22 protein-coding genes are annotated in these 19116 nt (G+C 61.1%); 14 read left to right on the forward strand and 8 right to left on the reverse strand.

Going from position 1 to position 19116, the window contains the following annotated elements:
- The first annotated feature begins 66 nt into the window (after positions 1–66).
- Positions 67–957 carry an alpha/beta fold hydrolase gene (locus tag BUA26_RS13140; RefSeq protein WP_255368332.1) on the forward strand — a complete coding sequence of 297 codons (891 nt, stop codon included), beginning with the start codon at positions 67–69 and terminating at the stop codon, positions 955–957.
- A 256-nt stretch (positions 958–1213) separates the two neighbouring features.
- Here BUA26_RS13140 and BUA26_RS13150 read toward each other — a convergent pair whose 3' ends face one another.
- From BUA26_RS13150 to BUA26_RS13160, 3 genes are all read right to left on the reverse strand, one after another.
- A complete protein-coding gene (locus tag BUA26_RS13150; protein ID WP_072761273.1) occupies positions 1214–1660 on the reverse strand; it encodes an ester cyclase in 447 nt (148 codons plus the stop codon).
- A 52-nt stretch (positions 1661–1712) separates the two neighbouring features.
- Positions 1713–2114, reverse strand: coding sequence for a nuclear transport factor 2 family protein (locus tag BUA26_RS13155; RefSeq protein WP_072761274.1), 402 nt, complete (start codon positions 2112–2114; stop codon positions 1713–1715).
- Positions 2115–2231: 117 nt separating this feature from the next.
- The gene (locus tag BUA26_RS13160; RefSeq protein ID WP_072761275.1) at positions 2232–3032 is read right to left on the reverse strand and encodes an SDR family NAD(P)-dependent oxidoreductase; all 801 of its coding nucleotides are present in this window, start codon (positions 3030–3032) and stop codon (positions 2232–2234) included.
- A 118-nt stretch (positions 3033–3150) separates the two neighbouring features.
- Here BUA26_RS13160 and BUA26_RS13165 point away from each other — a divergent pair, with 118 nt between their 5' ends.
- The 3 genes from BUA26_RS13165 to BUA26_RS13175 all read left to right on the forward strand — a co-directional run bounded on the left by BUA26_RS13165 (position 3151) and on the right by BUA26_RS13175 (position 7075).
- On the forward strand, positions 3151–4110 hold the full coding sequence (locus tag BUA26_RS13165) for a GlxA family transcriptional regulator (protein WP_072761276.1): 960 nt from the start codon (positions 3151–3153) through the stop codon (positions 4108–4110).
- Between the two features lie 440 nt (positions 4111–4550).
- Entirely contained in the window at positions 4551–5993 is a 1443-nt protein-coding gene (locus BUA26_RS13170; RefSeq protein WP_072761277.1) for an aldehyde dehydrogenase family protein, read from the forward strand.
- 59 nt (positions 5994–6052) lie between these two features.
- Positions 6053–7075, forward strand: coding sequence for an AraC family transcriptional regulator (locus tag BUA26_RS13175; protein ID WP_072761278.1), 1023 nt, complete (start codon positions 6053–6055; stop codon positions 7073–7075).
- A gap of 348 nt (positions 7076–7423) precedes the next feature.
- On the opposite strand, the gene BUA26_RS13185 is transcribed toward BUA26_RS13175, so the two are convergent.
- Together BUA26_RS13185 and BUA26_RS13190 are read right to left on the reverse strand one after the other, a co-directional pair.
- Entirely contained in the window at positions 7424–7663 is a 240-nt protein-coding gene (locus BUA26_RS13185; protein WP_072761280.1) for a helix-turn-helix domain-containing protein, read from the reverse strand.
- A complete protein-coding gene (locus BUA26_RS13190; protein ID WP_178368590.1) occupies positions 7663–8169 on the reverse strand; it encodes a DUF2975 domain-containing protein in 507 nt (168 codons plus the stop codon). The genes BUA26_RS13185 and BUA26_RS13190 overlap by 1 nt, the downstream gene beginning before the upstream one ends.
- Before the next feature lie 138 nt (positions 8170–8307).
- Between BUA26_RS13190 and BUA26_RS13195 the strand changes: the two genes are divergently transcribed.
- Together BUA26_RS13195 and BUA26_RS13200 are read left to right on the forward strand one after the other, a co-directional pair.
- Entirely contained in the window at positions 8308–9219 is a 912-nt protein-coding gene (locus BUA26_RS13195) for an ATP-binding cassette domain-containing protein (protein ID WP_072761282.1), read from the forward strand.
- Positions 9216–9995, forward strand: coding sequence for an ABC transporter permease (locus tag BUA26_RS13200; protein ID WP_072761283.1), 780 nt, complete (start codon positions 9216–9218; stop codon positions 9993–9995). Before BUA26_RS13195 ends, BUA26_RS13200 begins: the two co-directional genes overlap by 4 nt.
- 347 nt (positions 9996–10342) lie before the next feature.
- Here BUA26_RS13200 and BUA26_RS13205 read toward each other — a convergent pair whose 3' ends face one another.
- Positions 10343–10588, reverse strand: a complete 246-nt coding sequence (locus tag BUA26_RS13205) for an XAC0095 family protein (RefSeq protein ID WP_072761284.1) — start codon at positions 10586–10588, stop codon at positions 10343–10345.
- 741 nt (positions 10589–11329) lie between these two features.
- Here BUA26_RS13205 and BUA26_RS20160 point away from each other — a divergent pair.
- Positions 11330–11719, forward strand: a complete 390-nt coding sequence (locus tag BUA26_RS20160) for a hypothetical protein (RefSeq protein ID WP_143154271.1) — start codon at positions 11330–11332, stop codon at positions 11717–11719.
- Here BUA26_RS20160 and BUA26_RS13215 read toward each other — a convergent pair.
- A complete protein-coding gene (locus tag BUA26_RS13215; protein ID WP_072761286.1) occupies positions 11716–12009 on the reverse strand; it encodes a hypothetical protein in 294 nt (97 codons plus the stop codon). The genes BUA26_RS20160 and BUA26_RS13215 overlap by 4 nt on opposite strands.
- Positions 12010–12040: 31 nt before the next feature.
- Here BUA26_RS13215 and BUA26_RS20165 point away from each other — a divergent pair, with 31 nt between their 5' ends.
- From BUA26_RS20165 to BUA26_RS13245, 7 genes are all read left to right on the forward strand, one after another.
- Complete coding sequence (locus BUA26_RS20165; RefSeq protein ID WP_143154272.1) at positions 12041–12487, forward strand: hypothetical protein; 447 nt, start codon at positions 12041–12043, stop codon at positions 12485–12487.
- Between the two features lie 161 nt (positions 12488–12648).
- Complete coding sequence (locus BUA26_RS13220) at positions 12649–13605, forward strand: AraC family transcriptional regulator (RefSeq protein WP_072761287.1); 957 nt, start codon at positions 12649–12651, stop codon at positions 13603–13605.
- Between the two features lie 174 nt (positions 13606–13779).
- Complete coding sequence (locus tag BUA26_RS13225; RefSeq protein WP_218587824.1) at positions 13780–14526, forward strand: nitroreductase family protein; 747 nt, start codon at positions 13780–13782, stop codon at positions 14524–14526.
- A gap of 49 nt (positions 14527–14575) precedes the next feature.
- Positions 14576–15121: a carboxymuconolactone decarboxylase family protein gene (locus tag BUA26_RS13230; protein WP_072761288.1), complete on the forward strand. Its 546-nt coding sequence runs from the start codon at positions 14576–14578 to the stop codon at positions 15119–15121.
- Positions 15122–15164: 43 nt separating this feature from the next.
- The gene (locus BUA26_RS13235) at positions 15165–15857 is read left to right on the forward strand and encodes an FMN-dependent NADH-azoreductase (protein ID WP_072761597.1); all 693 of its coding nucleotides are present in this window, start codon (positions 15165–15167) and stop codon (positions 15855–15857) included.
- A gap of 16 nt (positions 15858–15873) precedes the next feature.
- Complete coding sequence (locus BUA26_RS13240) at positions 15874–16404, forward strand: DUF3788 domain-containing protein (RefSeq protein WP_072761289.1); 531 nt, start codon at positions 15874–15876, stop codon at positions 16402–16404.
- A gap of 78 nt (positions 16405–16482) precedes the next feature.
- A complete protein-coding gene (locus BUA26_RS13245; protein ID WP_072761290.1) occupies positions 16483–17400 on the forward strand; it encodes an NADP-dependent oxidoreductase in 918 nt (305 codons plus the stop codon).
- 500 nt (positions 17401–17900) lie between these two features.
- Here the strand turns inward: BUA26_RS13245 and BUA26_RS13250 are convergent, their stop codons facing one another.
- Complete coding sequence (locus tag BUA26_RS13250) at positions 17901–18746, reverse strand: helix-turn-helix transcriptional regulator (RefSeq protein WP_072761291.1); 846 nt, start codon at positions 18744–18746, stop codon at positions 17901–17903.
- Positions 18747–19116: the final 370 nt, after the last annotated feature.

A 19116-nucleotide genomic window follows, 5' to 3' on the forward strand; every position in this document is an offset into this window, starting at 1 on the left:
GGCCGGCGTATCGGTGTAACACACGATCACGCTGCGCCGGCCAGTCAGGCGCCACGGGAGGACGATATGCTCAGACGCGATTTCCTGAAGACTGCCATGGCGACCGCAGTGCTGACTGCGGTCCTTCCTGTTCAAGCCAAGAAGACTCTCGCCATGTCGAACGAGAATTTTGCCGACGTCAATGGCCAGCATCTCTTTTACACCGTGCATGGCGCCGGCAAGCCGCTCATCCTTCTCCACGGTGGCATCGATCCAGACAGCTTCGGCAGCAACCTTGCCGAACTGGCCAAGGGCCGTAAGGTCATCGCCCCCCATCTCCAGGCCCATGGGCGCACGCCAGACACTGACAGGCCACTGCGCAGTGAAACGATGGCTGACGACATCGCGGCCCTGATCGGCCACCTGAAGCTCGGCAAGGCCGATGTCATGGGCTACTCGCTGGGCGCCGGCGTGGCGCTGCAGACCGCTATCCGCCATCCGGACGTGGTCGACCGGCTCGTGCTCGTGTCCGCAACGATGAGGCAGGACGGCTTTTATCCGGAGGGGGTGGCGGCCTTCAAACAGTTGGAGGCCAACGCGGCCACGTTCGGCCCTGGCGTCAAGGCATCGCCGTTAGGGAAGGCCTATCCCGATGTCGATTGGACCAACCTCTTCAGGAAGGTCGGTGATCTGACCAAACGCTCCTTCGACTGGAGCGCCGACGTCGCCAAGCTTCACACACGCACACTGCTGGTCTTTGCCGATGCTGACGCCATCCGGCCCGAACACATGGTCGAGTTCTGGAAGGCGCTGGGAGGCGGCCAGCGCGATGCCGGAATCGATGGCTCCCTGCGGCCCGCAAACCAGCTCGCCATCGTGCCGAACACCACCCACTACACGCTCCCCGTCGAGCCGATGCTGCCGGAGATCGTCGGACGCTTCCTCGGAGCTGTATTGAAGGTGAAGGCAGCAGGCTAGGGGGCCGCGAAGCGCTCATGGAGCTATCGGAGCGCGGAAGAGTTGCGTGTGTCCTTCAATGCTTTGAACAAACCGCTGGGGAGGCCGAGCTGCGGTTGACCGAGTACGAGAAGCGCTGGGACGAGAAGTACCTGCCAATCGGCCAGTCATGGCGGTGCAAATGGCCGCACCTGATTTGTTTTAGGCGTGCGGACAAAAAGCCCCGAAGGAGTCTCCTTCGGGGCTCTTGTAACTCTCCATCCGAGATTCAGCCTGTTTATCCGGCAATCTGCTGCAACGCTCCGGCCCAGTTCTCGACATGATAGGCAGTGGCCAGCTTTCCATTCCTCACAGTGAAGATGTCGATGGCCATCGTGTCGAAGCTCTTGCCCGTCGGTTTCGCCCCCCAAAATTCGTCCGTGGGTGTTCCGGTGGCTCTGCCTCGCACGATGATCTGGTCACCGATGGTCTGGATGTCCTCCACGGTCCAGCGAAGATCCGGGACGACCGATCCCATCATCTTGAAAACGCCAGCGAGCTGCTCGCGCGAAATCCACTCGCTATTGGTCGAGTAGGATCGATAGTCTGGATTGGTGGCTTTGGCCAACAAGTCGTCTACATCCTTTTTGCTTGGCTCGTTGAGAGCTTCGTAAAGAGGGGCCACGATCTTCCGTGCGGCTTCGATCGAGATCGAAGTGACTTCTTGAGATGACTTCGTATTCATGGGCTTCTCCTTTTTTGCGAGTTGAGGATTCGGCGTCGATGCCGCATTTTCGTTACGCCGGAAAGCTGGTGCCGAACATGGGCAGACCGCTTTTGGATTCGCTGGCAGTGACTTCGCTTTCCCAGACGTCCCAGTGCTCTGCAAACCGGCCGTCTTCCATTCGCACGATGTCGATCGCGATCAGGGCGCTGGGGGCTCCACCGCCCGAGTAACGGCTGTGAACCGTCACGTAGTCGCCTTCAGCGACGATGGGGCCGTGTTCCCAGCGCGAGTCCGCCGAAAGACTCCGTACTAGGTCAAACAGACCTCCGCGTCCCGGTGGGATGTGGGCGCTGTGCTGGAGGTAGTTATCCGACCAGAAGTGCGCAGCGGCTTCGTAGTCATGCTTGTTGAAAAGGGTATCGAACGCTTCGAGCACGATCGCTTTGTTCTTCTCAGGGGTGGTCGTCGCCATAACATGGTCCTCGATAAGAAATGGGGGCCGCGCAGCCGATGGGTGGGTGTCGATACGGTCTGCGCGGCGGATGGGCCGACAGCCGGTGGGATCGGGTGCGAGGTCGAGTTGGGGGATTCAGCGTGCAGCGGCATAGCGCGGCGCGGGGACATTGCTGGACAGGTGCGGGGACATCGTTTGCCGCGCGGCCTCATAGGCCTCCCACTCTTCGCCGGCGTGCAGCGACGGGATCGTCACGAGCTCGCGACGGTCAAAGCCCGTCAGCGCCGCGTCGACCATGTCGTCGGCCGACATCACGATGCTCTTGGGCAGATGCTCCAGCGGCAGCCCGCCGGTCTGCCAGAAATCGGTGGCTGTCGCACCGGGCAGCACGGCCTGCACCTGTATGCCCTTGTCCGCAAGTTCGTGGTGCAGCGACTGGCTGAAAGCGAGCACGAAGGCCTTGGTGCCGCCGTAGACACCGTTGAGCGTCTCCGGGGCGATCGCGACGATCGAGGAAATGTTGATGATCGCGCCCTTGCCACGCGCGACAAAACCGGGGATGGCGGCGTAGGTAAGGCGGGTCAGCGCAGTCACGTTCAAGTCGATCATCCGCGTCATCGCGTCGACCTCGCTGCCGAGCAGGGGAGTGTGCGTACCGACTCCCGCGTTGTTCACCAGCAGCGTGATGCTGGCGTCCTGTTTCAGCTTCGCTTCGACGGCGACGAGTGCCGAGGGGGCGTTGAGGTCGGCGTCGATAATTTCGACGCTCCGGCGCGTCTCGTTCGTGATGCGGTTCGCGAGGGCGGTCAACCGGTCTCGGTTGCGGGCAACCAGGATGAGGTCGTAACCCCGATGGGCGAGGCGGTCGGCGTAGATCGCTCCGATGCCCGACGATGCGCCGGTAACGAGGGCTGTACCTAGATGTGTCTGAGTCATGGTGTCACTCCGTTGTGAGGGGGCTGGTCAATGCGTGGATGCATTCTGGCCTCGCCCTGGCGTGACTTAAATGACGTATATGGTTATGATTTATGCCATGACGTGACGGAGGACGGACATGCACCGGATCGGCTTTCTGCTCAGCGACGGCTTCCAGATCATGGCGCTCGCGCCGCAGTCGGTTTTCGAGTACGCGAACTTCACGGTGGGCGAGGCGTTCTACACGCTCGGCAATTTCTCGGTGGATGGCGGCGAGGTGCGTTCGTCGCTCGGCATGCCCGTGGGGACGCGGTCATTGCGCGGGCGGCTCGAGGTGGACACGTGGTTCGTTGCCGGGGTCAACGATCCGCTCGGTTCGCCGGCGCCCGACGGCGTTCTCGCATTCCTGCGCAAGGCCGGGCATCGTGCGCGACGCATTGCCGGCATCTGTACCGGCGGATTCGTGCTCGCGGAAGCAGGTTTGCTGGCGGACCGGCGCGCCACAACGCACTGGGCGTACGCGCGCGAAATGCAGAAACGCTTTCCGGACATCCGTGTGGAAGAAGACCGCATCTACATCGTCGACGGTTCGATCTGGACTTCCGCCGGCATGACAGCCGGTCTGGATCTCGCGCTTGCGATGGTGGAAAAGGATCTGGGTGAGGACACGGCCCGTTCAGTGGCGCATGGTCTGGTCATGCATCAGCGCCGGGCCGGCGGCCAGTCGCAGCATTCCGAAATGCTCGACCTGGCACCGAAGTCCGATCGCATCCAGAACGCGTTGAACTATGCACGCCAGAACCTGGGCCGCCCGCTGAGCGTCGAGGAGTTGGCCGAAGCAGCCCACTTGAGTCCGCGGCAGTTCAGTCGTGTCTTCACACTCGAAACGGGACAGTCCCCTGCAAAAGCCGTGGAAAGGCTACGACTGGAGGCGGCGCGGCTCATGATCGAGCAGAGCCGGCATCCGTTTGACGTGATCGCCAAAGAGACCGGCTTTCGCGATCGCCGCCACTTGCGCGACGCCTTCACGCGGGGGTTTGGCATTCCGCCCCAAGCCGTTAGGCGCGATGCACATGGGGATGTCCAAGAGGCCTTCTAGGCGAGCGGTATCCTGGATTCTCTGTGTGACTTGGTCGCAGGGAGGAAACTTGCGGCCATGCCTGGCCGATGACAGTCCTTGCAGGCTCGACGACGGCCGCACAAGCCCGCGACGGGCAGGGATCAGCCTGTCGGCATTCCCAAGACCCGACAGTCAAGTTGCAAGAAGCGGAACTCCACCAAACCACAAGGTTGGGCCGGATTGCGCGCGGCGTCTTCCCACGGTACCGGCAGGCCGTCTTGCGGCAGAGAGAGCGTGGCCCGGACGTTGAAACCAGGAGCGGCCCCTCAGCAATAGACCGTTTGGCACGTTTTGCAAGAGCATTGGCGTCTTTCGCTAGTTACGCCGACCCACTCTTGAGCGACACTGAAATTGTGAGCTGGGGTCCTGAAAGACACAGCGACCTTGGTAAAGCCGAAACCTCAAGAGGGGTCACACAAATGAAAGCACGTGAAGCCACGACTCCAGCAAGAGCCTTTGATCGCGCCTATATCAACGGCCAATTCGTCACGCCTCATGGAACGCAGATCGTCGATCTAGTGAACCCGGCAGACAACAAGGTTATCGGCAAGGTCACCATGGCAGATGAAATCGACACCCAAAAAGCCATCGGTGCTGCGAAAGAGGCCTTCAATACTTTTTCGCAAAGTAGCAAGGAATACCGGATGGAGCTTCTGCAGCGGCTGCACGATGCCGTGGCCAAGCGAATGGATCAACTTGTCGAAGCGACGGTCGTAGAATACGGCGCACCGCAGGACCGTGCGAGGGGCTCCAACAACCTCGCGGCGAACATTTTCCTGCACTTCAAGAAAGTCCTCGAAGATTTCGACCTGGTCAAAACCGTCGGCACATCCAAGGTCGTGATGGAACCGGTCGGCGTAGTGGGCATATTTACGCCATGGAATTCGAGCGCCGGCTCGATCGCGATCAAGGTGGCGCCGGCGATCGCTGCCGGATGTACGGTCGTCATCAAGCCCAGCGAGATGAGCGCCATGCAAACGGAAGTGTTGCTGGACGCCTTTCATGAAGCCGGGTTGCCTCCCGGTGTCATCAATGTCGTGACGGGCCTGGGCGAGGTCGTCGGGACGGAGTTAACGCAAAGTCCCGACATTCAGAAAATCGCTTTCACCGGTTCGACGCAGATCGGAAAACTGGTCGCCAAGAACTCCCTGGACACGATGAAGCGCTTGACGCTGGAGCTCGGGGGCAAGTCACCCAACATCATCCTGGACGACGCCGATCTCTCCACGGCGATCCCGCTGGCCATCAACGCCTGCTACTTGAATAACGGGCAGGCCTGCATTGCGGCTTCACGTCTGATCGTGCCGGAAGACCGACTCGACGAAGTGAAGCGATTGGCCAAGGCGGCCGTCGAAAAAATCAAAGTGGGCGATCCGAGAGACAAGGACGTCACGCTCGGCCCATTGGCCAGCACAAAGCAGTACAACCGCGTGCAGGAGTACATCACGTCGGGGATCGAGGAAGGTGCGGAGCTCGTCATCGGCGGGGAAGGTCATCCCCAGGGACTTGAAGGTGGGAACTTCATCAAGCCCACCGTGTTTGCCAACGTCACCCGCGAGATGCGTATCGCGAAGGAAGAAATCTTTGGGCCGGTTCTTTCGATACTGACGTACAAGACGGAAGCCGAGGCCATTGAAATCGCCAATGACACCGAATTCGGCCTCATCGCCTACATAAGCTCGGCGGACCCGGAAAGGGCCACCCGTGTGGCGCGCAAACTCGCCGCCGGCCGCGTCCTGATCAACACATTGAGTCACGATCCGTTTGCTCCCTTCGGTGGGTTCAAACAATCCGGGATGGGTCGGGAAGGCGGGGTCTTCGGGCTGCAGGAGTACCTGGAACCCAAGGCGATCATCGGCTAACCCGAGGTATGTCCTGACAGCGCGATGGCTTCCAGACGACATGCCAGCGAGAGAAAAAAATGACCGTCCACGTGCCAGACCGTTTCAAAGCCGCGAACGCCTTCTGGATAGGGCTCGGCAAGATCGGACTTACGCCAGCAGCGGTGCTGAACCAAGCTCGCTTGCCGCTGACTGTTTACGACGGCAAGAAGAACCTCGTCACGACGGCGCAGTTCTTCGCACTCTGGCGTGCCGTGGGCGAGCTATCCGCTGATCCGGCCGCGGGCCTGAAAATCGCCACCCAGATCGACGTCGGTAATCGGCCACCGTCAACGATGGCGGCCTATTACGCTCGTGACTACCGGGATGCCCTCACTCGCCTTGCTCGCTTCAAGCAACTGTGTTCGCCCGAGGAACTGCAAATCAAGCTGAGCAAGGACGAGTGTGTGATCGAGCCTGTGTGGCTCCACGCGCAGGAAGAGACGCCGCCTTTGCTGACAGACGCCGCCTTCGCATCCTTCGTTGAACTCGGTCGCCGTGGCACAGGGCATTGGGTGACGGCGAAAAGGGTCGAGCTGAAGCGCAGCGCGGAGGCGACCGGCTTCCACGAAGCCTATTTCATGGGTCCGATCACGTTCGGAGCGCGACGAAATGCGCTCGTCCTGCACGCGACCGATCTCGATCGGCCGTTCCTTACCTACAACGCCGAGTTGCTTGACATGTTGAATCCGCAGCTCGAGCGCGCGCTTGAAGAGCGCCGTGCGCAAAGTTCGATCAGTGAGCAGGTGAAATGGATTCTCAAACGCCTGCTCGCGGGAAGCCGGCCGGAGATAGCGACCGTGGCACGCGAGCTCGGGTTGAGCGATCGGACCTTGCAGCGTCGCATCATCGATGACGGTGCAACCTTCCGGCAGTTGCTTCTTGAGGTGCGGCAGGAACTGGCGCACGAGTACCTCAACCGCCCGGAGATGGATGTCACGGAAGTGGCATTTCTGCTCGGCTACGAGGATTCGAATTCTTTCTATCGAGCTTTCCGAACGTGGAAGGGAACGACGCCATCCCAGTTGAGGGCCGCGCTCCGACGATCTGAAACCAGGCAATAAGTGCAAAGCAAAAAGCAGGGATATATACACAACCTTTGGTTAGTCATCGGCAGCGCAGGCGGCTTGGGCCGAAACATTGTGGAGGCCTTACTCGAATCCGGCGATCGACTCGTCGCCACAGCGCGCGACACAAAGCGACTTGATGATTGGGTAGAAAAACGGCGACCGCGTTCGCGCGGTCCCTCTTGCATCGGACGCCGGGGCAGGGCGATTGGTCGGGGTTATCGCGGGTAGGGCAGGAGCCGCTTCCGAGCTTTCTCACACATGTTCGCCAAGCCCACAAACGAGGGCACGACAGCACGATATCGCCGGTTCCAGCGATGTAGAACAGTTTCGCGCATGGGTCGCTCAGCTCTCCTCGTCCACGGCCGACAGATCCGAGTCGTCGTGCTCGTAGCTGAGCAGTTCGCCGGGCTGGCAATTCAGCGCGGCGCACAGTCGCATCAGCGTGGAAAAGCGCACGCCGCGCACCTTCCCGGAACGAAACAGAGACAGGTGGGTTTCGCTGACGCCAACCAGCGCGGCCAGTTGCTTGGCTTTCATCTGCCGTGCCGCGAGCACGTCATCCAGTGTGACTCGTATGGGCATCAGAATATCCCGTCGAGTTCAGCCTGTACGTCGGCGGCATGCCGCAGTACATCAGCGATGACTTTCAGTGAAAGACCGACCGCCCCTAACACCAGCGCCGAGATGTCATAGGCGATCCAGAATCCAGGATCGTATCCGAACAATCGGCACAGCCCCGGCACCAAGAAGACGCTGGCAAACGCACCCAGCGTCAACATCAATCCCACCCGGTCGAGCATGCGACGGATGGCGGGTCCGTAAAGTTCGCCGCGTCCGATCGCCGCCAACGCCTGCCGAATCCACCAAAGCGCCAGCAGATACAACGCCTCCGGTAGCGCCTCCACCGTCTGGACGGCTAGACGCCCGAGTTTTTTCGTATCTATGCCGCGTCGAATGAGCTCTTCCAGAGCAAATCCAAATCGTTCGAGAACCAGCAGCACGATCAGCCCGCTGCATAGCAAGGTCACGAAGGTGCGCAGTCGCGCGCTGCGACGCTGGATCTCTGCCGTCGGGGATTGGGTGGTCATGTTGCCTCCAAAATTTAAGCTTGACTTAAATATTTCTGCCATTAGTTTAACTCTAATATCAATTTTCGCAAGCTGATCGAACCTGACCAGATCTATGTCCCAGAGCCCTCCAACCGGCCAAGAAAGGAACACGCTGCCATGTATTGCCTCGAAGCATTCGAACTGTTCCATCGCTATTCAAACCACGACGTTGTGCTCGATGGCATCAACATGCGCGTACCTGAAGGCAGCATCTACGGTTTCCTCGGGCCCAATGGCGCCGGAAAGACCACTACGCTGCGCCTCCTGCTCGGATTGCTCCGATGTCAGCAAGGCAGCATCTCGATCTTCGGGCGAGGGTTCGAGCGGCACCGTATCGAGATACTCGAGCACGTGGGCTCGATGATTGAAAGCCCTTCCTCCTACGACCATCTCGATGCCACCGAGAACCTAGCAATACTCCAACGCGTTTACCGCTGTCCAAAACAGCGCATCGCCGAGGTGCTGGCGCAGGTCGGATTAGCGGCGACCCAGCGCAAGAAAGTTCGCCAGTTTTCGCTGGGTATGAAGCAGCGCCTGGGCATCGCGATGGCGTTGCTGCATCGGCCAAAGCTGCTCATCCTGGATGAGCCGACCAACGGGCTGGACGCCAACGGCATGGTGGAGATCCGTCAGTTGCTGGTAAGGCTCAGTCGCGAGGATGGCATCACCATCCTGCTGTCCAGTCACCTGCTCGCGGAAATCGAGAAATTGGTCACCCACGTCGGCGTCATCGGCCGAGGCCGCATGGTCTACGAGGGCACGCTGGCTGATCTGAGGCAGCAGCAACAGCCGAGCATGTCGTTGTCCGTGCGCACTAGCAATGACCGACGAGCGCTGGAAGTTCTGTCCGGTCTGGGCGTGCTCGCCACGACCGTCGCCGATGGCCTGGCGCTGCCAATGATGCCCGACGGACATGTGGCGAATCTCAACCGGCACTTGCTCCAGGCCGGCATCGATGTCTACGCCATCGGTACCCGCGGCTATGACCTGGAATCCATCTACCTCGATATGGTCGGGAGCGCCGCATGATCACTTTCGTACGTGCCTTCAAAGGCGAATGGCTGAAGACCCGCCATAGCTTGGCCGGGTGGCTGGTGCTGTGCGGCAGCCTGTTCACCCCACTGGCCATCATCGTGGCCAGGCTCGTGCATCATCGGCGGCTGGAACCCATCTACTCCGCGGAGGACTTCTGGCCCCACTTGTGGCAAGACGCATGGCAGTCGATGGCGATCTTCTTCCTGCCGCTGTTCGCGATTATGGTCACCAGCCTGATCACGCAGATCGAACATCGCAACAACGCATGGAAACAGGTGCACACGCTACCACTCGGGCTGGGCGCGATCTTCGTGTCCAAGCTGGGTGTGATCATGCTGCTGATCGTGCAGTTCTTCGTGCTGTTCAATTTGGGCATCTGGCTTTCCGCCATCATCCCCTATCAACTGACCGCTGCCGTGCCATATCCACAAGGCGCCATTCCGTTCGGGGACTTTCTGCGGGACAACGCGAGGTACTTCGTCGACTGCCTGCCGATTATCGCCGTGCAATACCTACTCGGCCTGCGCTTCCGGAATTTCCTGGTGCCGCTGGGCGTCGGTTTTCTGATGTGGATTGGTGCGCTCGCGGCACTGCCCTGGAAGTTCGGGTATCTGATCCCTTACACCTACAGCATGCTGGACTATCTCAAGCACGATCCAGGCAAGGCATTCATCCCGACCATCGACACCCACCTGTTCGCACTGGGGTACGCCGTGGCATTCATCATGGCGGCGTACGTGCTATTCCGTGCGATGAAGGAGCGTGGCTAGCGTGTTCAATCAGAGCGGGAACCACGTCGATATCCGGGATAGATGTCGATCGTCAGCTTTTGGCCTGAAGTGGTCGATAGGAGAATGATTAGTCACCACTTATCGTGAGTCGAAAAACAGAGGGAAGGGTGCTGATCGAGGGTTCGTTTTATGCCGCGCTGAATTATCCACGGTCTGGTCAATGCCACGGTCCCGATATTGGGAGGGAGTTAATCGCTCCCCAGGGTTATCAGGTCGCCGTGGTTGGCTAGAGCTCCTTCGCTGCCGCCGCCGCTGGAAATAGCGAGACGCCCGGCGAAAGTCTCGCCGGGCGTCTCGCTTTCATCGCGTTGCCGGCCGTGGCTGCATCAATCGCCGGGTTCGTCGCCGTCGGTTTCCAGCGCCTTGGCGAGCCGCTGGGCGAGTTGCTGGAAGCAGTCGGCGAGCATGTTGCGGGTGAGATCGAGAGTGGCATCGTCCTCCTCGTGGGAGATGGGCGCGATGCAGCGGGCGTGCAGCAGCAGTTGGTCGCGGATCTGCAGCAGTTCGTAGTAGCTGTCGGCGGGCAGGTGAATGCTGTCGCTGCCGGGCAGAACGTGGTGTTCGCTTTCCATAGTGGTGCTCCTGGCGTGGCCGCGCGCGCCTTGCGCGGGTGTGCGCGGCAGTGCGTGATCGGGTGCGAGGTGGCCTACGCGGTGGCGGGCGGTTTGGGCGCGTGTCCGTTTGCCGTTGGGCTGGAGGCGGGCTTGGCCGTTGCGCGGCCGATCAGGAGGAGCGGGAGGGGAGTGGGGGTGGCAGCACGGGGATGGGTGCATGCCGTATGCTTTGTCGTAGCCATGATCAACTCCGGTTAGTTGGTTGTGGTCAGCGGGTCGTGTGGGTTCCAGCCCATGCGGCCCGCGCTTTTTTGCGCGGTTGCCCTGATTGCCGAATTTGGTCGGATGGCAGGGCAATCGGATTATTTCACGAATAAAATGGGAATTATGTAGGTAATGGCTTACATTAGTCTATTTTGTGGAATAAAAATGCTGAAGAAAGTCGGCTTAGTATCAATGCAATAATTATTCGACCGCTTTTATTAATTCGAGATAGCCGCAGGGCTTCGCGCTTATCTTGTCGAAGCCGGATAGATATTTCCTTTTTCCGCGTATGGTCATCCCGGCCGCATATGCTCGCGTGTTCATTCCTCGGGCCGATCCTTCACTAATTCAGTGCGAGTCATCCGGGCTCAAGGTGCTTGCACCTTGGGCAAAACCTTTGGAGTCACTCCCTCCGTTCCTCGGCTCGCTCGTGATCGAGCGGTTTCCCGTGGGGAAATCGTGCTCTATGCTCGGGCCGATACAGGGGAGTTCGATATGGATATGCGGGTTTTCTGGTCAGTGCTGGCGGCGCTGGCAGTGTTCGGGGTGCTGGTGATCGGTTGGCGAGCCTTGGAGCGGGAACGTGATCGCGAGGATGCCGTGGCCGTGATGCAGAGTATTTCTGACTATGCTGGTGCTGCGGTTAAGGAAGGTCAGCAAGCCGAGGCACAACGTCAGCTCCAGGAGCGTCAACGCGTATGGGATCAGCATCGGCGGGATTTGCGTGATGCCGAGAACAGTCTTTCGTCTCGACGCCTCTCAGCGAACCAACGTTGTGTTGGTGGCGTGGCGGTGCAGGTCGATGGTACGACGTACACGCAGCTGGGTTCTATCGCGAATCCAGTGCATTGTTCCGGTGATTATGCGGATCGGCCGATTCGCTAGAACAGTGGCAGTTGTCGCCGGCTACGTTCCTTGCGTTCCCAGTCCCACGTTCGCACGATCTGTCGCATGACGTGTTCCGGGATGCGGCCTTGCCGTATTGTGCCGCCGGGTGCGATCAGCCATTGCTGGCGAATGCGCCAGCCAGACCATTGGCCGGACAGGTCGTGCCGGCCTTCGACTTGGTCGGCACGCCACTGCAGGATTTGCTTCAGTGTTATCCGCTGGCCGTTGGGCATCAGCAGGGCGTCACTATCCAGACGCCAGTTCGACTCACTCCAAAATCCACGCATTGCTCAGGTTCTCCCGGTTCCTGATCGCGGCATGCGCCGCGAGGGTAAGGATAAAGAGCAATGTTTTATTTCGCATAATGTATATTATGTCAACTTTAACATTGACCCTCGCCGCTGGCCTAGCTCTTGCGTTCCTCAGGTCCAGAAACTAAAAGTGCCCCCCTATCAGCAACTAAATAAGCATAAACGCGACTTGCCAGTCCTCGCCGTACCCGCTGCAGGACTCGTGCTGCACAACTTCGATGCGCTGACGGGCGTCATCGAGGCGAGCGACCGGGTTTGGGGTAGCGTTGGCCGGCTTCGACCGCCGCGGGCCGGTGACCATCCCGACGATGCGGTGCAATGGGAGGTGCTCGGGGCCGCGCGGCAGGCCATGCTTCCGAACTGCCGCAATGCGCTTCCCGTCGAAACGCTACCGCACCGTCCAGCCGCTGATGGCTATTCCCTCGCGATCAACAGGTCAGGCACACCTGCGTGACTGAGCGTGACTGAGGGATCCGGCTCATGATCGACTGCCAACGCGGCTACGGCCAGAGGAGCACGGTTTAGTAGGCGCGTGAGGCGGAGCGAACGGTGGGCCGGCGACGACGGTTGCGATAAGGTGTTCGGACGTCCCCCTTCCCTCCGTTTCCACGCCTCATGCCCGAAGTCGACTGGCTAAGCCATTTCCTGCGAATCGTCACCGTCACGGGGCAGCTCGAGGTCCGTTGCGCCTATGGCGCGCCGTGGCGCGTGAGCTGGAACCAGGCAGCGGCAAACGAGATCCCGTACCACGTCATCGTCAGCGGCCGCGCCATCCTCGAGGATCCGCAGACGCGAACGACGTGGGAACTGATGGCTGGGGACATCGTTCTGCTGCCTCACGGTGCGGCGCACGTGCTGCACGACGGTAGCGGGCAGGCACCTGTCCGTACCCAGGAACACCGGGGTTCCGCCGGATGGGTGTTGAGCGAGAACGACAGCCCGGGCGAAAAGTTGGATCTGATGTGCGGGCGGTTTTTCATCACGCCGCCGCATGACCGGCTAATCCGCAATCACATGCCCGCGAATCTGGTGACGCGGGCCAGGAACGGGCATGGAGAAGACGGCGGCGGTTCCGCCTCCGACCAACTGGCCAGCCTGGTGAAGTTGATGCGCATGGAGTCCTCCGGTGACCGGGCCGGCGGACGCGCCATTCTCGACGCACTTTCCTCGGCCCTGTTCACCCTGGTACTGCGCGCGTCGAGCGAAGGCGAGCAGGCTCCCGAAGGCTTGTTGGCCTTGGCGGGCCATCCGCGGCTGGCGCCGGCGATCGCGGCGCTGTTTGCCGATCCGGCGCGATCCTGGAAACTGCCCGACCTGGCCGGCTTGTGCGGCATGTCGCGCGCTACATTCATGCGGCAGTTCCAGGACAGACTCGGTTGCTCTGCCCTCGATCTGTTGACCGATCTGCGCATGAGCCTGGCCGCCAACGAGTTGAAAAAAACGGGGATCAGTACCGAGGCCGTAGCCGAGACCGTCGGCTACCAATCCGTTTCGGCGTTCCGCCGTGTGTTTACCGAACGGATGGGAATGACGCCGGGAGAATGGCGCCGTCAGGCGCAGCATCGCGCGTAGATCCCGGGCCACGCCGGACGGCGCTCGTCACCGTCAGCGCGCCTAGATCGCGATCACGCCAGGTGGATCTCATTGTGATCCTTTTGAGGATCATATTGAGATTATTAGGTCTCGAAGTTTGCACGCCAGACGATAAAGTGGGCTCCCGTAATCACTGAGAGGGAGCGCCACCCGATGAACTGCATCACCACCACCACCGCCACCGATTCCGCAAGCCGTGCCATCGCAGATGTTTGCGCATCGGCCGAACACGACGGAAACAAGCTCGCACCGCAACCATCCCACCCTGTCGCGCGTCCTGCGCCGACGAACGCCGTCATCGAAACCATCCTGAGCCGGAGTGCCGCCAAGTACTACGACCCCGCCGCCACCTTGAGCGACGACCAGATCCGCCACCTCGTGCGAATCGGTACTTCCGCGCCGACCTCGTTCCACCTGCAGAACTGGCGATTCATCGCCGTCCGCACCCCGGAAGCCAAGGCCCGCTTGCGCCCCATCGCCTGGAACCAGCCCGCGATCACCGACGGTGCCGTGACCTTCATCGTCATCGGCCAGCTGGCTGACGCCAGCACCGTCCCCGCGCGACTGGCGCCGGTGGTGGATGCCGGGATCATGCCGGCGCACCTGGTACCGGAATGGGAAGCGCCCGCCCGCGGCCTGTACGACAACCAACCCCAGCGGCAGCGCGACGAGGCGGTGCGCACGGCGACCTTCGGTGCCGCGGCAATCATCTATACGGCCCACTCACTCGGCATGGGTTCGACGCCAATGATCGGCTTCGACGCCGAAGCCGTGCACCGCGAGTTTGGCCTGGCCGACGACGAGATCCCCGTGATGCTGCTGACCGTCGGGCCCGAACGCGCCGGCAACTGGCCGCAGAAGCCACGCATGCCGGTGGCCGACGTACTGGATTTCGCCTGAGTACCGATCAGCGCATCAACCCATCACTCATCAACCCCAGGAGTACCCCATGTCACGAGCTATTGCCCTGAAGCCGGAACAAGTCCCTGCCGCTTCGCAACCGACCCTCGATGCATTCACCAGGAACATCGGCTTCACCCCGAACATGATGGCGACCTTCGCAGCGAGCCCGATCGCGTTCAACGCGTGGGCCACCCTGCTGGGCTCGCTGAGCAAGACACTGGACGTGAAGACGCGTGACAGCATCGGCCTCGCCGTTTCCGAAGTGAATGGCTGCAATTACTGCCTCACGGTGCACAGCTTCACGGCCGAACACATGGCCAAGCTGCCGGAGGACGAGATCATCCTCGCCCGCCAGGGCCACGCCAACGATCCGAAACGCGACGCGGCCGTCCGGTTCGCACGCAAGGTCATCGAGACCCGCGGCAAGGTCGACGACGCCGACGTGAAAGCCGTCCGCGATGCCGGCTACACGGAGGCGAACCTCATCGAGATCATCGCGCTTGTGGCCATGTACTCGCTGACGAACTTCTTCAACAACGTGTTCGATCCCGAGCAGGACTTTCCCGCCGTCGAGCCGGCCGGCTCGATCTGAGCCGGCCCCAGCGCAACCTCCCGAAGCCATGAGGAGCACCCACATGCACATTCTCCACATCGACTGCAGTCCGCGCCGGGAATCGCATAGCCGCGCGCTTTCGGCCGCGATCGTCGAACGGCTTCTGGAGGTTGCCCCCGGAGCCAGCATCCGCCGGCGTGACCTTGGCACCCAACCGCTGCCGCACGCCGTGGCCGACTATGCGATCGCGCTATCGACGCCGGCCACGCTGGCGGCCCCACCGAAGGGTTCCCTGGATGTCTCCGAAATGCTTATCCAGGAGCTCGAAGCGGCCGATGCGATCGTCATCGGAACGCCCATGCACAACTACACGATTCCCTCGTCCCTCAAGGCGTGGGTCGACCAGGTCCTGCGCGTCGGGCGCACGATGAAGTCGACGTCAGCCGGGAAGGTAGGAATGCTGCGGGATCGTCCCGTGTTCATCGGCGTCGCTTCCGGTGGGGTGTTTTCCGGAGAGCGGGCCAACCAACCCGATTTCCTGACGCCGTACCTGTCGTTGGCGCTCAACTCCATTGGACTGAAGACGCTGCAATTCCTGCCCCTCCAAGCCACGGCCTTCCTCGACCACGACCAGGCGGCATCGGCGAGGGGGAAAGCGCTCGCGGCGATCGACCTGACGGTCATGGAGGAGCGTCGCAACGGCGGATCCCGGAAGGCGCACCGCAGGCCTTCTGCAGGCCCGCATCACCCTCTTCCGGCCTTGGCCGGAGCATGACCGCGAGGTTTTGACGATGTCACGCACAGATACGAAAGCAACCGCCGCCGATGGCGGCACGCCGCCCCGGATCGGCAGCAGGATCGCCGACAAATCGGCACCACCCGATGACCGCGCGGTCCGCCAATGGATCGGATCGGCGGCGTTCGTCCACTGGACCGCATTGCGGCATTGGATCGACGAGTCCTACCCGGCGGTTTTCGAGCCGGACTGGCTCTACGGCGGCAAGAACCGCGGCTGGTCCTTGCGCTACAAGAAGGCCAAGGCGTTCTGCACCCTGGTGCCGGAATACGGACGGTTTTCGACGGTCGTGGTCCTGGGTCGGGCAGAACGGGAGAAGTTCGAGGAGCGGCGTTATGCCTGGCGCCCGCCATTGGTGAAGCTCTACGACGAAGCCAAAGCGTACATCGACGGGAAATGGTTGACGGTGACCATCGCATCGACCGAAGACCTGGATGAGGTGATGGATCTTCTGGCCATGAAGCGGCCGCCACCTTCGCCCGCCCATCCGATACCAAGGACGCCGCGAAAAACATCGGGCCGATGACCCGTCGCGCGGGAAATCGAAACGACCTTCACTCCCGCGAACCATCCAGAACCCACCCATATCGAAGAGGTAATTCCCATGAAAGCGATCGTAGTTACGGACCCGGCGGCAGGTACGGCTGGAATGAAACTGGTGGATCGGCCTGAGTCGAAGGCGGCGATCAACGACGTCGTCGTCGAGGTCTACGCGGCGGGATTCGTCAACACCGAACTGGAGTGGCCGTCGACCTGGGCCGACCGGGCTTTTCGTGAACGGACGCCGTCGATCCTCGGCCACGAGCTGGCCGGCGTGGTCACCGCGCTCGGCTACGGGACCACCGGGCTCTCTATCGGCCAGCGGGTCGTTGGCCTGTCGGACTGGCATCGCGACGGCACGCTCGCCGAGTACGTCGCCATGGAGGCGCGCAACCTCGCGCCGCTACCCGGTGACGTCGACTTCACGGTGGGCGCGAGCCTGCCGATCTCGGGCCTGACCGCGTGGCAGGGTTTGTTCCAGCATGGCCGTCTTCAGGCGGGCCAGAGCGTCCTCGCGCACGGCGCGGCCGGCGCCGTCGGTTCGATCGTGACGCAGCTCGCGCGGGAAGCTGGCGCTTATGTCATTGGCACCGGGCGCGCCGCCGACCGTCAGAGGGCCCTCGACTTCGGCGCCCATGAATTCATCGAACTCGGCAGCGACCGGCTGGAAGACGTCGGCGGCGTCGACCTGGTGTTCGACGTCATCGGCGGCGATATACAGAAGCGGTCCGCCAGGCTCGTCCGGGCCGGGGGAACGCTCGTGACCGTCGTCGGACCGACGGATGTTCGCCCCGCCGACGGCCGCACCATCGATTTCGTCGTCGAGGCCGATCGGGTCCAACTGTCCGAGATCGTTCAGCGGGTGCGGGACGGAAGGCTGCGGACGAACATCGGCAAGGTGTCATCGCTCGACGACGCCATCGCAACCTTCCGTTCGACCGAGCGACGCACGGGAAAGACGGTCATTCGCGTTCGCCCATGAGGCGCGCGACGCCGAGGCCTTCACTCGTCCAGCAGGGCGCTGCAAGCAGGAGGGCGCCGCTGCAGATCGAATCGTAACGGCGTGCCCGCCTCACATGCGCGGTCAAGCAGCGCATGAGAGATGCCGGAGGATCGAGGTCGGGCACCTACCTACCTCCGGACCGAGTAGGTCGGTTCTTTGTAGCCGGGTCGGGGTGCCTCACACCCCGGTCCATTCTTTTTATTCTTGGGGCGCGCATGCGAACGCGCAGCGCCGCCATTGCGGGCCTGACCCGCAAAGTCCGCTCTGGGTCGGTTTCTATGGGTCGACGCCGGCCTTCGGCTGTTGATACCGGTCGGCGGTCTGGTCAGATTCGGTCTGTCGCGCCACGCAATCACACCGGTGCACGCACCTACCCTCAATAACTTGACCTAACCACCCTACTCTAGGGCCCGCCTTCGGCCGATAGGAGATCTGTATTTGGAACCCTTGAGCAGATGCCGCGCTTTGGCGGTTCAACTCTAAGGTTGCCGATGCACGACCTGCTCAGCATGGCGCAGCCACACCGTTGGAGACTTTCCTACCGAGGTCTTGAACGCGCGCAGAAAACCGGCTTGGCTAGCGTAGCCTACGCTCTCGGCGACATGTTTAAGTGGGGTGCCTCGAAGAAGTAATGCCTGGGCCGTGGATATCCGCCAGGTCGTCAGGTAGTCCCCAGGCGTCTGCCCCATTTCCCGCTTAAAAGTCGCTGCGAAGCTGCTGCGGGACATTGCCGCCAAGCCAGCCAATTCCTCCAGTGGCCAGCTGTTTGCAGGCTCGGCGTGCATGGCGCTGATAGCCCGACTGAGTTGCGGGTGAGCTAAACCTCGAAGCAGACCAACATCCCCCGAGCCACGCGTGATCGTGGCACGCAGCAACTGGATAAGTACCAGCTCGAACAATCGATTGAGCACTTCCTGGCGCCCAGGGGCTTCGAAAAAAGCCTCCGCGAACAGAATCTCAAGAAGCGGCTGTAGGGATTGCAGTTCTTCGAGTTCACACATGAAGCGAGACGGAAGAGCCAACGCAATCGGATTAAATGATTTGTGCTCGAAGTCCACCGAAGCACACGCCAAGTCCGCACCGGATTGATCGACGTCGATCCATTGTGTCAGCGGGCGCGGATAGAACACGAGCGTCGGTTTCGTCAGCGTCGTGATAAAGCCTGTGCTGTCGCGCAAATTCGCGGTGCCTGACCGCAATAAGTGCAAAAAGCCGGCATCTTCCGATTGATCAAAGGTGGCATGGCCGCAGAGTCGTCCCGTGTAAAAGACCCGGGCTCGGACATTGAAGTAACTCAAGATCGGAGAAAGGAGGTCGGCTGACATTCTGGACGATACGCAAGTTAATTTGGACTAATGAATAACTGCAGTCCAAGACTAGAGCCTAACATCGCCCGTGGCAATCCACTCAACGTGTCAACGGGAGACGTATCCATGAACTGAATTGCACCGCTCGATGCCGCGTCTCCGGAGGTCCAATCATCGCGGATATCACGTCCATGACGGCCTGCGAATTCCCTACCAATCTCGCATGGCCTGACATCGACTTCCCGATCGTCTCCGGGCATACCAAAAATTTGCATTCTTGGTTCGTTAGTGCTTTGCCAAGACGGGTCGAACATGGTCGCGAAGACTAGGGGCCCGACTGAAGAGTAAGACGCGATGTGACCTAAATCTTGTAGCTGAGAGGAACGAA

This window comes from Rhodanobacter sp. OK091 (genome assembly GCF_900142825.1).
In the GTDB taxonomy this organism is placed as follows: domain Bacteria; phylum Pseudomonadota; class Gammaproteobacteria; order Xanthomonadales; family Rhodanobacteraceae; genus Rhodanobacter.

Excerpts from the sequence above, each read along its gene's own strand:
- BUA26_RS13140 (WP_255368332.1), top strand. The coding sequence starts at position 67 with ATGCTCAGACGCGATTTCCTGAAGACTGCCATGGCGACCGCAGTGCTG.
- BUA26_RS13150 (WP_072761273.1), bottom strand. The coding sequence starts at position 1,660 with ATGAATACGAAGTCATCTCAAGAAGTCACTTCGATCTCGATCGAAGCC.
- BUA26_RS13155 (WP_072761274.1), bottom strand. The coding sequence starts at position 2,114 with ATGGCGACGACCACCCCTGAGAAGAACAAAGCGATCGTGCTCGAAGCG.
- BUA26_RS13160 (WP_072761275.1), bottom strand. The coding sequence starts at position 3,032 with ATGACTCAGACACATCTAGGTACAGCCCTCGTTACCGGCGCATCGTCG.
- BUA26_RS13165 (WP_072761276.1), top strand. The coding sequence starts at position 3,151 with ATGCACCGGATCGGCTTTCTGCTCAGCGACGGCTTCCAGATCATGGCG.
- BUA26_RS13170 (WP_072761277.1), top strand. The coding sequence starts at position 4,551 with ATGAAAGCACGTGAAGCCACGACTCCAGCAAGAGCCTTTGATCGCGCC.
- BUA26_RS13175 (WP_072761278.1), top strand. The coding sequence starts at position 6,053 with ATGACCGTCCACGTGCCAGACCGTTTCAAAGCCGCGAACGCCTTCTGG.
- BUA26_RS13185 (WP_072761280.1), bottom strand. The coding sequence starts at position 7,663 with ATGCCCATACGAGTCACACTGGATGACGTGCTCGCGGCACGGCAGATG.
- BUA26_RS13190 (WP_178368590.1), bottom strand. The coding sequence starts at position 8,169 with ATGACCACCCAATCCCCGACGGCAGAGATCCAGCGTCGCAGCGCGCGA.
- BUA26_RS13195 (WP_072761282.1), top strand. The coding sequence starts at position 8,308 with ATGTATTGCCTCGAAGCATTCGAACTGTTCCATCGCTATTCAAACCAC.
- BUA26_RS13200 (WP_072761283.1), top strand. The coding sequence starts at position 9,216 with ATGATCACTTTCGTACGTGCCTTCAAAGGCGAATGGCTGAAGACCCGC.
- BUA26_RS13205 (WP_072761284.1), bottom strand. The coding sequence starts at position 10,588 with ATGGAAAGCGAACACCACGTTCTGCCCGGCAGCGACAGCATTCACCTG.
- BUA26_RS20160 (WP_143154271.1), top strand. The coding sequence starts at position 11,330 with ATGGATATGCGGGTTTTCTGGTCAGTGCTGGCGGCGCTGGCAGTGTTC.
- BUA26_RS13215 (WP_072761286.1), bottom strand. The coding sequence starts at position 12,009 with ATGCGTGGATTTTGGAGTGAGTCGAACTGGCGTCTGGATAGTGACGCC.
- BUA26_RS20165 (WP_143154272.1), top strand. The coding sequence starts at position 12,041 with ATGCGCCGCGAGGGTAAGGATAAAGAGCAATGTTTTATTTCGCATAAT.
- BUA26_RS13220 (WP_072761287.1), top strand. The coding sequence starts at position 12,649 with ATGCCCGAAGTCGACTGGCTAAGCCATTTCCTGCGAATCGTCACCGTC.
- BUA26_RS13225 (WP_218587824.1), top strand. The coding sequence starts at position 13,780 with ATGAACTGCATCACCACCACCACCGCCACCGATTCCGCAAGCCGTGCC.
- BUA26_RS13230 (WP_072761288.1), top strand. The coding sequence starts at position 14,576 with ATGTCACGAGCTATTGCCCTGAAGCCGGAACAAGTCCCTGCCGCTTCG.
- BUA26_RS13235 (WP_072761597.1), top strand. The coding sequence starts at position 15,165 with ATGCACATTCTCCACATCGACTGCAGTCCGCGCCGGGAATCGCATAGC.
- BUA26_RS13240 (WP_072761289.1), top strand. The coding sequence starts at position 15,874 with ATGTCACGCACAGATACGAAAGCAACCGCCGCCGATGGCGGCACGCCG.
- BUA26_RS13245 (WP_072761290.1), top strand. The coding sequence starts at position 16,483 with ATGAAAGCGATCGTAGTTACGGACCCGGCGGCAGGTACGGCTGGAATG.
- BUA26_RS13250 (WP_072761291.1), bottom strand. The coding sequence starts at position 18,746 with ATGTCAGCCGACCTCCTTTCTCCGATCTTGAGTTACTTCAATGTCCGA.